This is a genomic window from Nonomuraea sp. B19D2 (genome assembly GCF_040137845.1).
Lineage (GTDB): Bacteria > Actinomycetota > Actinomycetes > Streptosporangiales > Streptosporangiaceae > Nonomuraea.
Genome location: NZ_JBEFAK010000077.1, coordinates 25074 through 36372, shown reverse-complemented (window position 1 = coordinate 36372; position 11299 = coordinate 25074). Strand labels below are relative to the sequence as shown.

Below are 11299 nucleotides of genomic sequence, written 5' to 3'. Positions count from 1 at the left end.
TTGCTGTTCGTGCGCAAGGTCACAGCCACACGGATCAATATACGGAGTTGATCTATCTACCGCTCAAAGATTCGACAGAAGGGCTTACCCCCATGGCTGAAGCCAGGGGTCCGCGCCCTAGATCTCCAATCGATGGCCTCGCTGGCCCACACCGGCAACGGGGCCACGTCCCCACGGGCCACGGCATCCTGGTAGTCCTGTTTGGCCTGCTGCGCCTGGTGTCCTGCCCGCGTCCCTCGACAATCGCTTTGGCGATCGAAGGGTCGACCAGCACCTCGGCCGTGGCCTGGAAGCGGGTGCCGATGAGCGCCCCGCCGGCCGATCCGCCCATCGGCGCCAGCGCGATCGGATGCCGGCGAGACGGGGAGCCGGTGGCCCACTGCTGTCGGCGTTCATCAGAACGGATCTTAGCCCGACGGATGCTGCGGCAACCCCGTCTCCATGTCCCCCGAACACAGGCCGGTCAGTCTTGGGAGCCGCCGTTCGTCATCAGCGGCGCGACAGAACGACGCTTGCGGACTGCGAGATCGCGGGCCAGATGGGCCCGGCGCAGGCCACGCGAGCGCAGGTAGCGGAGATCCTCAGCAGTGTCGTACATGAGCTGGACGTGGAAGTAATTCACATGCTCCAGCACCGCAAACAGCCCGAACCCCAGGCCTGGCCAGCTTCCCGCCCCCGGATCGACCACCACCGTCCAGACGATGAACAACAATCCAGCCACCAGCACGGCAACGTTACCCCTGCGGGCGACCACGAAGACCCCGGCTCCCGGGAGGGACCTGTTTCGCGTGGCGAGCTGGCGGAGCTTGGCTGACCAATACCCGGCTCCCTCCAGCAGGAGAAGCGCGAACAACGTGAAACCCACGCTGTTTCCCGCCGTCACCGGAAACCCCACCACGCCGAACCAGACGACCGCCTGCAGCGGGATGTTGAGCAACTCCAGCCAAGCCAGCGACCGCAACCGCCGCTCAGCCCAGGCGCGGGAACGATGATCCATCTAACGACTATGGCAGCCCCGCCCCCGGTCGGGGAAACCAGAGATGGCGATCACCTTCAGGTTGATCGTCGCCGCGCGGAAGGGGCGGGCATCTGGACCGGGAGACGGGTCAGCGAAGGCTCTCGTTTCGGCGTGCACTCCACACTGCCGCCCCGGCCGCCAGGACGAGAACGCCGGCGAGCCATAGGATGCCCTGGAGCGGCAGGGCATCGACGATTGTGCCGCCGGCCAACGCGCCGAGACCGATCGAAAGGTTGAACACCGCCACCCACAAGGCGGATGCTTCCTCGACTGCTTGTGGCGCGGCCTTGATCATCCACGTCTGGAGGCTCGTGGAGACCCCGCCGTACACCACGCCCCAGACGACGAGCAGCGTCACCCCGCCCGCGGCGGTGAGCCCCGCCACGGGGTAGAGCAGCACGGTCACCCCCAAGGCGGCGGTGATGGAGAGAACCGTCCGGTGGAGCCTCCTGGCCACAGCGGCACCCGCGACGAAGTTCCCGGCGACGCCCGCCACGCCGAATCCGAACAGCAGCGGCCCGACGAGTTGCGCATCGATGCCGGACAGATCCCGCAGCACCGGGCTGATGAAGGTGTAGGCCGCGAAGTGGCCGGTCACGATCAGGAAGGTCGCCAGGATGCCGACCCGGACGCCCTGGTTACGGAACTGGTCGGCGAGCCGCCACAGGCCGACGGGCTGAGCAGCGGTCAACGGCGGCAGCACGGCCAGCAACGCGACCAGGACGACCAGCGCGAGGGCACTCAGCGCGCCGAACGCGATCCGCCAGCTCGCCAGCCCGCCGATCATCGTGCCGATGGGAACGCCGAAGACGTTCGCGGCCCCGACGCCGCCGAAGATGATCGCTGTGGCCCGCGGCACGAGCGGGGCGGGGACGAGCCGGACGGCCAGACCGCCGGCGATGGCCCAGAACCCGCCGATCGCCACCCCGACCAGCACGCGGGCGGCGACCAGGAGCGGATAGTCCGGGGCCAGGGCGGAGGCCAGGTTGGCGACCGTCATGAGCCCCATCAAGGCGACGAGCAAGAGCCTGCGGTCCATCCTGCCGACGAGCACCGGGACCACCGGCGCCGCGACGGCGGCGACGATGCTGGGGACCGTGACCATCAACCCCGCCGCGCCCGCAGAAACCGACAGCGCCGATCCGACGGGGTTGAGCAGCCCGATGGGCAGCTGCTCGGCCGTCACCAGGAGAAATGTGCCAAAGGCCACGGCGGACACCGCGACCCAATGATTCCTCGCTGACGCGTCTCGCCCGGTCATCGCAGGGTCCGTTGCCGTCATGTCGGATCTCCTCTCTCTCATTCGGGAGCGGTCGCTCCCATATGACGGCACACCTTAATACGGGAACGATCGCTCCACAATCTTGGTAGAGTGGTGACCATGGCGCGGCCCAGGGAGTTCGACGAGCAAGACGTGATCGCCAAGGCGACCCGCCTGTTCTGGCATCGCGGCTACAACGCCACGTCCGTCCGTGATCTGGGCGCCGAGCTCAAGCTCAAGCAGAGCAGCCTGTATCGCACCTTCAACGACAAGCACACCCTGTTCTTGCGGACGCTGGACCACTATCGGGCGACCGAGTCCACGCAAGCCGAAGAGCAGCTCAGCGCTCCCGGTCCCAGCCTCGAGATCCTGCGGGAGTGGCTGATCTGGATGATCAGCCACGAGGCCGGTCGCGGCTGTTTCGTGGTCAATACGGCTGCCGAGCTCGGCACCACCGACCCCGAGGTCCAGCAGAGGACCGAGGCCGCGTTCGACGTCACCAGGAGAACGCTGGCGTCACTGCTGCGCCGCGGCATCCGCGACGGCGACCTGCCCGCCACATTGGACGTCGAGGCCGCAGTGGAGCTGCTGTTCACGACGGTGCTCGGACTGCGCGTACGCGAACGCGCCGGACACGATCCCGGGCGGCTCGCCACGGCGATCGACTTCACCATCAAAACGCTCACGACATCTGCGACCTGACCCCCATGCCGGCCGCCCGCCATTGCCGGGAGCCTGGTGACAGTGGGACTGGCTCAGGGGTGATGTCCCACCCGGTCACCGCTCGCAGCCCAGCGTTCGGGGACGTCGGCCGCGAGAAGCCATCGGGCGATCGTGAGTCTGGGCTTCACGATCTCGTCCGGCGGCTGGAGCCCGTCGTCGGACCGGCCGGAGCGGACGTGACGGGCTCGCCACATCGCCGGTATAGGGTCGCCACATTGGCGATATGGGTCTTGTCAAAACGATAGTGAAGGTGATCATCCTCGCTTTAAGATCACTTCCATGCTGATTCGCCGGACATTACGGATGATCACCGTTCTCACCGCGACCTGCGCCGTCGCGATCGCGGGGGGTGTGGGAACGGCCCAGGCCGAAGAGGCCCGCGTGTCGTCCCAGAAGCAGTTGCTGTTCTACAACCACGCCTACAGCGTGGTGGACCGCGCGACCGCGGACGCCGTCGAGAACTCCGCCTACCTGCGCGAGTTCGCCAACTTCGAGGTCCGCACCACGACCGGTGGCGGGCTGACCTGGAAGGGCCGCTACCTCAAGGGCCGCGAGACCTACATCGAGCTGTTCGGCGAGGGCGACCTGCCCGGCCAGGACGCCCTCTTCGGCTCCGCCGGGCTGGCCGTCTCAACCGAGCGCGCCGGCGACCTGGCCAAGGTGACCGAGCAGCTCAAAGCCCAGGGCATCTCCGACCCGGCCACATACCGCCAGACGCGTGACTTCGGCGATGGCGTCCCGATCCCGTGGTTCGACACCATCCGCACCACCTCCGCCCAGTACGAAGCCTTCGACCCGTGGGCGATGGAGTACTTCCCGGAGTACTTCGCCGACCCGCGCAGCCAGACCGAGCCGGAGAGCTACACCGGTGACGTCAGCCGGGAACGCTACCTGCCCGACGCCTACCAGGACCATCTGATGCGAGACATTACCTACATCCGCATCGGCGTCCCCGAACGAGACCTGGCCAACGCGGTGCCGGTGCTGCGAGCCGGCGGGTTCGAGGTCGCGATCACCGGGGGCGGCGCCATCGCGTCCGGCGGCGGCACCACCATCCAGCTCGACTCCGTTGCGCGTGAGCAGGCGGGCCTGAAGCAGGTCGCCATGTCGCTCAACCAGTCCGTGGCGACTCGGCATGAGGAGCGGATCGGACGTTCGACCCTTGTCGTGGGCCCGGGCGCCAGCGCCCAGTGGAACTTCGACGCCCCGCAGTAAAGCCCCTAGCACCTCCTTCACGCGCCCGGCCGGTGACGACGTTGATCGTCACCGGCCGGGCTGTCTGGCGCCGGCACGGTGTCATTCGAGACACCGTGATCCCCGTGCTCGCTGCGGCGGCCGAGGAGAAAACTGGTCGAACCGGGCGTCGTCCGATGGAACGATGTGCGGTCATGGGGAAACGATCGCCGTCCGGCCTGGAGTTCGCAGGTGTCTTCGACATCCATGTGACCGTCGCGGCCGGCACCGCATTCGAGCGCCTGGCCCCCTGGGCGGCCCGCAACGGCGGAAAACTCACCCACATCGTGCTCGCCCGCGGCGAGGTCCCCTCCCAGCCCATGCTCACCTTCACCGGCCGCGGCACCCTGACCGGCCAGCGGGCCGCCGCCGCGCTCAGCGTGGCGCGGCTGCGTGAGGCGGGCTTCGACGTCGTCCGGGTCAAGATCGAGGCCGCGCCGTGGAACGATGACGTGCCGGCGAGCGACAAGGCGGCGGCCGCGCTGGCCGCGTGCTATTTCGAGCACCACGCCAAGGTGGCGGTCGGCGATGACCCGGCAGCCCTGGCCGCGATCGCCGGACGGCATTCGGCGCACGTGTCGCGAAACGCCAGGCGGCTGCGCGGCGACGGCTCCTATGAGCGGTTCGTGACGCAGCGCTGCAGGAACGTCGGCCTGCCCGAGGCAACACGGCGGTTCGACGCACTTGTGGCGGAGCTGAGGTCGGCCGACTTCGCGGTGCTCGAGACCGAGCAGGAGTTTGTGGTGCACGACGACAACCCCGGCATCGACAACGGCTGGATCGAGGAGCGATGACGTCGCGGCGGAAGCAGAAGAAGCAGCCCGTGTCCGACCGGTACGACATGCCGGCGGAGGAATCTCCTGACGTCCCGGTGACGTACCTGCCTCTCACGCGCGGTGACGGCGTCCGCCAGCCGCGGATCTTCGATCCAGCGTTGAAGCAGTTCACCTACGCCTTCCGTGCCGGAGAGCCGGCCTTCGAGGACGAGGAGACCGGGCGGCGCTGGCGGCGGGCGCGGCGGGAGGCGATCGACCACCTGGTCGGCATCGTCGCGGGCTCGCCCTGGTCGGAGAACCTCGTGCTGCGCGGCAGCCTGCTGCTGGAGGCGTGGATCGGGGCCGAGGCCCGGGATCCGGGCGACCTCGACTGGGTGGTGGTGCCGCATGACGTCGAACTCGAGAGCTCGTTCACGGCGGAGATGTTCAAGGGGCTCATCGGCGCCGTGGCGGACAATCCGGACGCGTCCGGCACGGTGGCCGTCGAGGCCACCGGCATCCGCGTCGATGACATCTGGACCTACGACCGCACACCGGGGCAGCGTCTGGTGTTCACCTGGCACGCCGCGGACCTGCCGTCAGGGACCGTTCAGCTCGACTTCGTCTTCAACGAGCGGCTGCCGGTCCCACCTGTCACGGCGCTGATCCCGCGGGCGGGTGGCGGCGAGCCGACCCTCGTCCAGGCCGCCACCCCCGAGCTCTCTCTGGCCTGGAAGATCCTCTGGCTGGCCTCCGACATATGGGCTCAGGGCAAGGACCTCTACGACGCCGTACTGCTGGCCGAGCGCGTCACGCTGCCCGATGAGCTGCTCCGGCAGGTTCTGGAGGAGGCGCTGGGCGAGCGGGAGGCAGCGGAGTTCGACCTGGACACGATTCGGCGCTGGGACGTGGACTGGGAGGAGTTCCAGGTCGAGTATCCGCAGGTCCAGGGTCAGGCGCACGTCTGGAAGAGGCGTCTGGCGCACGCGCTGGCCCCGACCTTCCTCCGCCGGTGAAGTCGTCCGGGTCCAGACACCTTTTGCATACCGGTAACGTCGGCACGGTGGATCGTCACGCGCCGGCGCGGACCAGGCCGCACTCGTAGGAGAAGATCACGGCCTGCACCCGGTCCCGCAGACCGAGCTTTGCCAGGACGCGGCTGACGTGGCCCTTCACGGTTCCCTCGGTGAGGAAGAGACGGCCGGCGATCTCGGCGTTGGACAGGCCTCGGGCGATCAGTTCGAGCACCTCGCGTTCTCGCTCGGTGAGGACGCGAAGCTCAGCCTCGGTACGGGGCAGCGGGTCGCCGGACGTGCCGATGTGGCGTTCGATCAGCCGCCGGGTGACCGGTGGCGCGACGATGGCGTCGCCCCTGGCCACCACGCGGATCCCGGACAGCAGATCGGCGGCGAGGGTGTCCTTGAGCAGGAACCCGCTGGCGCCGGCCCGCAGCGCGGAGTACACGTACTCGTCGAGATCGAAGGTGGTGAGGATCAGGATGCGCGGTCCGTCCGGAAGCGACGCGCGAATGCGACGAGTGGCCTCCAGCCCGTCGACGTCCGGCATCCGGATGTCCATCAGGATGACGTCGGGCGTCGTTTCAACCGCCAGGGCGGTGGCCGTGGCGCCGTCGTCGGCCTCCCCGACGACGTCCATGTCCTCGGCGTTTTCGAGGATCATCCGCAGACCGGCGCGGAGCAGGGCCTGGTCGTCGACCAGCAGCACCCGGATCATGCGGTCTCTCCCAGATCAAGGGGGATGCGGGCCCGCACGACATAACCGCCGTCCGGCCCCGGGCCGGACGCCACCTCGCCGCCCAGTAGTGCCGCGCGTTCCCGCATGCCCCTCAGTCCGTTGCCGGTCCCGCCAGAGGCCGACTCGCCGGTGCCGTTGTCGCTGGCATCGATCCGCAACTCCTCGCTTGTATAGGTCACCACGATCTGGGCGCAGGCTCCCGACCCGGCATGCTTCATCGTGTTGGTCAGCGCCTCCTGGACGATCCGGTATGACGAGACGTCCACGCCGGTGGGCAGCGGCCGTGGCGATCCGTTGATGTGCAGCTGGACCGGGGTGCCTGCCTGTTGTACCTGGTCGATGAGGCGGGGCAGCTGCGCCAGGCCCGGCACCGGCCGCGCAGGGTCGTCGATCTGCCCGGACGCGGACAGCACGTGACGGATGTCGGCGAGCGAGGCGCGGCCTGTCGCAACGATGGTGTCCAGCGCGGAGAGGGTGTCTGCGGGCCGCTTGGCGAATGCCGCGGCGCCGCCCTGCGCCTGCATCACGATGACGGCCAGGCCGTGCGCCACCACGTCGTGCAGCTCGCGGGTCAGCCTGGCCCGCTCGGCAGCCACTGCCAGCGCGGCCTGCTGGTCGCGCTCGCGCTCCAGGTCTCGTGCCCTCGCCTCGAGCTCGCCGAGGTAAGCGCGGCGGCTGCGGATGCCCCAGCCGATCGCCCAGGCGACGACCAGCAGGGAGCCGAGGACGGGGATCCCGCCCCAGTCCGTCGCTCCCAACGTCGTGAATCCCTGGCCGCCCTGCCGCGGTCCGTCGGGCGCTCCCTGCGGTGGCCTGGCAGGAGCCTCCGGCGTGCGCTCCTGTCCGCCGACGCCGAAGGGCCGCCCTTCATGGCGCCAGCCGTCGGTCTTGCCGTCGAGGGCCACGTACGCCGACCATGCCGTCGCCACGGCCAGGGCGGCACCGAGCAGTGCGAGCGACACCTCGCGCCGCCGCTGCGCGGCGATCGTGTAGAGGATGATCGGAACGGCCAGGTCGGCGGGCACTGGTGCTGCCGCCAGCGCCATCTGTGCCACGGCGGCGAGCGATGCCGCGGCGAGCGCCGGAATCGGCCACCTGCGGCGCACCGCCACGGCGGCGATGCAGACCCCGATCAAGACCCACCGGGCCGGCGGCTCCCGCAGCCAAACCGCTTCGGCGAACAAAGCGCTGGTCTCCGGAGTCGCGGCGGCACCATTGACCGCCCACGTGCCGGCAAGCAGCAGGGCGCCGAGGCCGGCATCCTGGACGCGCGAGCTGCGTAAGGCGCCCCATAGGGCCGCCATGTGAATTTTCATACCAGGCGACACCTTAAGCTTCGGCGCCGCCGCCCGGAACCCGTCGAAGGTCAGGGTTCGGAACATGACCACGGGCAGGTGCGCGGCCATTGCGGTACCGCGCAGCCTGTGACCCATGACGAACATCTCCCGCGACGTCGGCGGCCGTCCTCGCCACGACCGTGTGCACAGAACACCTCTGCTCCTGCTGGCCGCTCTGGCCCTCGTGCTGGCCGGCAGCAGCGCCTGCCTGAGCAGCACCCGCAAGGAAATGGCGTGGGACCGGGTCGTACCGGCAGGCGATTGCCACTGCGCCGATGGCAGCCGGTTCAACTTCTGGGAGCGGCGGGCCGATCCGACCAAGGTCGTGTTCTTCCTGAACGGCGGAGGCGTCTGCTGGGACGCGAAGATGTGTGCCTTCACCCGCGACCGCGCCGGGAACGACTTCTACGCCAACAACCTCGCGGTCGTGGAGCCGGAGAACCGAAGCGGAATGTTCGACACCACTCGGGCGGACAACCCGTTCGCCGATTACTCATTCCTCTATGTGAGCTCCTGCACCGGTGATGCGCACCTGGGCAACGTCTCCCAGAAGTACTCGCCGGAGTTGACCGTCGAGCACCGCGGCTACGTCAACGGTACGGCGGCGCTCAACCACCTCTCCGAGCACTACCCCAACGCCGAGCAGGTTGTCGTCATCGGCAAGACCGCAGGGTCGGTCGCCGCCCCCATCTACGGCGGCCTCGTCGCCGACCGGCTCCCCAACGCCAAGGTCATCGTGTTCGGCGCCCAGTCCGGCGCTTGGCCGAACAACCCCGATTTCAACGCCGAAATCCTCGATGCCCGGTGGGGCGCCTACGACACCATGCCCGACTGGGCGGTCAACGGGCTTACCGTCCGCGACTGGGGCGTCCCCCGGTTCTGGACCCAGGCTGCTCGGCACAATCCCCACCTCGTGCTGGCCCGTTTCGACTTCGCCTACGACCCGAACGCGACTTCGGAGCTGACCCAGTGGCTGGACGGGAATCCGCCGGACCTCCTCGCCGAGATCGACGGCAACGAGACGGCGGTCGAGGCCGCCGGGGTGTCCCTGCACAGCTACACCGCACCCGGCGCCGACCACCAGATCTTCGAGCCCGACAAATTCTATGAGATCAAGGTGAAGGGCGTCCGCCTGGTCGACTGGCTCCACACGCTGATCACTAACGAACCGCCCCAAGACGTCCATTGCGACCAGTGTGGTCCGTGAACGCGCCCCTCAACGAAACCGACCACCGATTTCAGGAAAGATCGAATGCGCTTACATCGACAGATCCGGACACACCGTCTGCCGTGGCGACCGCGCGGATCGCTGAGAAGCTGCCACCTTTGCTGGGACCGGACACGTGCACGCGCCTACTGCCATTCCCGATGGCCCACCGGGCAAGTCCACTGACGGCTCGTGTGCCGTACTGACATCTGACCTGGCCACTGTCAGATTGGGACTCTTCGGCCGGGCCGCGCGTACCTGGCGGGGGGCGTGCCGCAAGGTGCTGTGTTGGATCTGAGGTCAGCTTCGGAACATGGACAGTTGAGCCATGCAGAGCGTCTGCTCAGCGTCGAACTCCTCGAACGTGCTGATGGGGCGGAAGCCAAGGCGGGCGGCGAGTTTCAGAGATCGCTTGTTCGCGGTCTGGGTCACGGCCAAGACCGGCTGGTCGGGGAGTTCGTCAGCCGCAGCGCGCAACGCGACCGTTGCGGCCTCGAATGCGAACCCCGCGCCCCAGGCACTGCGCCGCAGTACATAGCCCAGTTCCAGTTCCTCGCCGTCCTCGGTGACACGCCCGGGGCGATCGTTCGACCGGCGGGCGAGCATCAACAGTCCGATAAGTCGGTTCGTCGCGTTGTCCGCGATAACGTAATTGCCAGGCCTGGTTGTCGCGTTGGCGGTGCCGACTGCATCGAAGCGCTGCTCGACGTCACTCCGAGGCTGGGGCCCACCGATGTATGCCTGAACCTCGGGATCGGTAAAGAGCTCGATGAATCCTTCTCGGTCGGTCTCGTGCGCTTTGCGAAGCAGGAGTCGTTCCGATGGGATTTCTGTGGCAGATAGTGTGCGCAATTGCCTCATAGGCTCATGATCGTAGAACACGGGATCATTGTCTGGGGCTGCCGCACTCGCCCGCGCCCGTGGCGTCAATGCGCACCTGCCCGGCCGAAGGGATGCCCGAGGCGTCATTCGTCGTCTGGACCTGCTGACTCCACGGCCGGCGCGATCTGGAGTGGCGTGGCGGCGCCACCGGCGATCTCACGCCCTTGATTCAGCGTGTAGTCAAGCTGCCTGGCCAGGTGTGGGAGGCTCGCCGGAGGTAGATACGCATCGGCGCCGGCGTCAAGCAGCCGTCGAACCGGGCCGTGATACTGAACTCCGAGTTCGTGGTCCTCGATTTCGGTGATGATGACCCGAGCTTCGGGGAACATCGATCGGAGCGCTGCGACCAGTTGCGGGCTTCCTGGTGGTATCAGCAGCACATCGGCTGTTTTGGGAGCTGCGTGCATGTCGAGCACGACATAGTCCGTTCCGAGTTGGGTGGACAGCGCCAGCCGAGCCGCGGCCGACAGCTCCATCGCGGTAGCCACGACTGTCACGTTCTCGTAGTTCGTTGGCGCTTGATCGTTCGCGTCATCCGGCGCATCACGATCGACGATGGCCCCTTGGACCACGTCGACAGTGCTGGAGATCGCCGCGATCGACCCGCCGTCACGCGTGACGACCAGACTCTCACCAGGCTCGAGGGCATCGATGAGCGCCACGACGTCTTCGGGAAGGCGGGTCACGTCGATTCGCTGCGTGGTGCGGGCGGCGCGCCTGCGGTTCACCATGCCTGGGCCGGCCCGTTCTGGAAGCCGTCGATCTCCTCGTTGATGACATGCCGCAAGTGGCGGCCCACCGTTTCGGGGTCGAAGAGGCGAGCGCTGGGAAGCAGGGACATCGGTTGGTTGGAGGTCACCGTCTTGCCGGCCCCGAAGGTGCCGTTCAACCAGTTGATCACGTGAGCCCTTTCTGATGCTGTGATCTTGTTTGGACGCCGTTACACGATCGATGGTTCGAGGTCGCGCCGGAATCTCCACATACCATGTCCATGCGTTCAGCGGCCACCGGCGAGGTCTTGGGCCGGACACCGAAGCGGCCCCACGGTCCGGCAATGGGCACTGTCATTTCGACGGGTGGCGAAATACCGGCATTCGCGTCATCGAAGTCGGCAGTACCCAGCCGAAG

General features: G+C 67.8%; 12 protein-coding genes. 5 read left to right on the top strand and 7 right to left on the bottom strand.

Features of this window, described 5'->3' with window-relative positions; all coding sequences use genetic code 11:
* Window positions 1–463: 463 nt before the first annotated feature.
* Together ABN273_RS55965 and ABN273_RS55960 are read right to left on the bottom strand one after the other, a co-directional pair.
* Window positions 464–997, bottom strand: a complete 534-nt coding sequence (locus tag ABN273_RS55965; protein WP_349457939.1) for a hypothetical protein — start codon at window positions 995–997, stop codon at window positions 464–466.
* A 109-nt stretch (window positions 998–1106) separates the two neighbouring features.
* The gene (locus ABN273_RS55960) at window positions 1107–2279 is read right to left on the bottom strand and encodes an MFS transporter (protein ID WP_349457940.1); all 1173 of its coding nucleotides are present in this window, start codon (window positions 2277–2279) and stop codon (window positions 1107–1109) included.
* 120 nt (window positions 2280–2399) lie between these two features.
* On the opposite strand from ABN273_RS55960, the gene ABN273_RS55955 reads away from it, so the two are divergent.
* The 4 genes from ABN273_RS55955 to ABN273_RS55940 all read left to right on the top strand — a co-directional run bounded on the left by ABN273_RS55955 (window position 2400) and on the right by ABN273_RS55940 (window position 6006).
* Window positions 2400–2981, top strand: a complete 582-nt coding sequence (locus ABN273_RS55955) for a TetR/AcrR family transcriptional regulator (RefSeq protein ID WP_349457938.1) — start codon at window positions 2400–2402, stop codon at window positions 2979–2981.
* A 300-nt stretch (window positions 2982–3281) separates the two neighbouring features.
* Window positions 3282–4217: a DUF5829 family protein gene (locus tag ABN273_RS55950; protein WP_349457937.1), complete on the top strand. Its 936-nt coding sequence runs from the start codon at window positions 3282–3284 to the stop codon at window positions 4215–4217.
* A gap of 173 nt (window positions 4218–4390) precedes the next feature.
* Complete coding sequence (locus ABN273_RS55945) at window positions 4391–5029, top strand: hypothetical protein (protein WP_349457936.1); 639 nt, start codon at window positions 4391–4393, stop codon at window positions 5027–5029.
* Window positions 5026–6006: a nucleotidyl transferase AbiEii/AbiGii toxin family protein gene (locus ABN273_RS55940; RefSeq protein WP_349457935.1), complete on the top strand. Its 981-nt coding sequence runs from the start codon at window positions 5026–5028 to the stop codon at window positions 6004–6006. The genes ABN273_RS55945 and ABN273_RS55940 overlap by 4 nt, the downstream gene beginning before the upstream one ends.
* A gap of 55 nt (window positions 6007–6061) precedes the next feature.
* On the opposite strand, the gene ABN273_RS55935 is transcribed toward ABN273_RS55940, so the two are convergent.
* Both ABN273_RS55935 and ABN273_RS55930 read right to left on the bottom strand, forming a co-directional pair.
* Window positions 6062–6724, bottom strand: coding sequence for a response regulator (locus tag ABN273_RS55935; protein ID WP_349457934.1), 663 nt, complete (start codon window positions 6722–6724; stop codon window positions 6062–6064).
* Entirely contained in the window at window positions 6721–8061 is a 1341-nt protein-coding gene (locus ABN273_RS55930) for a sensor histidine kinase (RefSeq protein ID WP_349457933.1), read from the bottom strand. Before ABN273_RS55930 ends, ABN273_RS55935 begins: the two co-directional genes overlap by 4 nt.
* Window positions 8062–8176: 115 nt before the next feature.
* Between ABN273_RS55930 and ABN273_RS55925 the strand changes: the two genes are divergently transcribed.
* A complete protein-coding gene (locus ABN273_RS55925) occupies window positions 8177–9289 on the top strand; it encodes a pectin acetylesterase-family hydrolase (RefSeq protein ID WP_349457932.1) in 1113 nt (370 codons plus the stop codon).
* A gap of 300 nt (window positions 9290–9589) precedes the next feature.
* Here ABN273_RS55925 and ABN273_RS55920 read toward each other — a convergent pair whose 3' ends face one another.
* From ABN273_RS55920 to ABN273_RS55910, 3 genes are all read right to left on the bottom strand, one after another.
* The gene (locus tag ABN273_RS55920; protein ID WP_349457931.1) at window positions 9590–10150 is read right to left on the bottom strand and encodes a GNAT family N-acetyltransferase; all 561 of its coding nucleotides are present in this window, start codon (window positions 10148–10150) and stop codon (window positions 9590–9592) included.
* A 104-nt stretch (window positions 10151–10254) separates the two neighbouring features.
* A complete protein-coding gene (locus ABN273_RS55915; protein WP_349457930.1) occupies window positions 10255–10902 on the bottom strand; it encodes a hypothetical protein in 648 nt (215 codons plus the stop codon).
* Window positions 10896–11072, bottom strand: coding sequence for a hypothetical protein (locus ABN273_RS55910; protein ID WP_349457928.1), 177 nt, complete (start codon window positions 11070–11072; stop codon window positions 10896–10898). Before ABN273_RS55910 ends, ABN273_RS55915 begins: the two co-directional genes overlap by 7 nt.
* Window positions 11073–11299: the final 227 nt, after the last annotated feature.

What these genes read in the sequence shown, in the direction of transcription:
- ABN273_RS55915 (WP_349457930.1), bottom strand. Translation starts at nt 10,902, where the DNA reads ATGGTGAACCGCAGGCGCGCCGCCCGCACCACGCAGCGAATCGACGTG.
- ABN273_RS55950 (WP_349457937.1), top strand. Translation starts at nt 3,282, where the DNA reads ATGCTGATTCGCCGGACATTACGGATGATCACCGTTCTCACCGCGACC.
- ABN273_RS55925 (WP_349457932.1), top strand. Translation starts at nt 8,177, where the DNA reads ATGACGAACATCTCCCGCGACGTCGGCGGCCGTCCTCGCCACGACCGT.
- ABN273_RS55940 (WP_349457935.1), top strand. Translation starts at nt 5,026, where the DNA reads ATGACGTCGCGGCGGAAGCAGAAGAAGCAGCCCGTGTCCGACCGGTAC.
- ABN273_RS55960 (WP_349457940.1), bottom strand. Translation starts at nt 2,279, where the DNA reads ATGACCGGGCGAGACGCGTCAGCGAGGAATCATTGGGTCGCGGTGTCC.
- ABN273_RS55920 (WP_349457931.1), bottom strand. Translation starts at nt 10,150, where the DNA reads ATGAGGCAATTGCGCACACTATCTGCCACAGAAATCCCATCGGAACGA.
- ABN273_RS55955 (WP_349457938.1), top strand. Translation starts at nt 2,400, where the DNA reads ATGGCGCGGCCCAGGGAGTTCGACGAGCAAGACGTGATCGCCAAGGCG.
- ABN273_RS55930 (WP_349457933.1), bottom strand. Translation starts at nt 8,061, where the DNA reads ATGAAAATTCACATGGCGGCCCTATGGGGCGCCTTACGCAGCTCGCGC.
- ABN273_RS55945 (WP_349457936.1), top strand. Translation starts at nt 4,391, where the DNA reads ATGGGGAAACGATCGCCGTCCGGCCTGGAGTTCGCAGGTGTCTTCGAC.
- ABN273_RS55935 (WP_349457934.1), bottom strand. Translation starts at nt 6,724, where the DNA reads ATGATCCGGGTGCTGCTGGTCGACGACCAGGCCCTGCTCCGCGCCGGT.
- ABN273_RS55965 (WP_349457939.1), bottom strand. Translation starts at nt 997, where the DNA reads ATGGATCATCGTTCCCGCGCCTGGGCTGAGCGGCGGTTGCGGTCGCTG.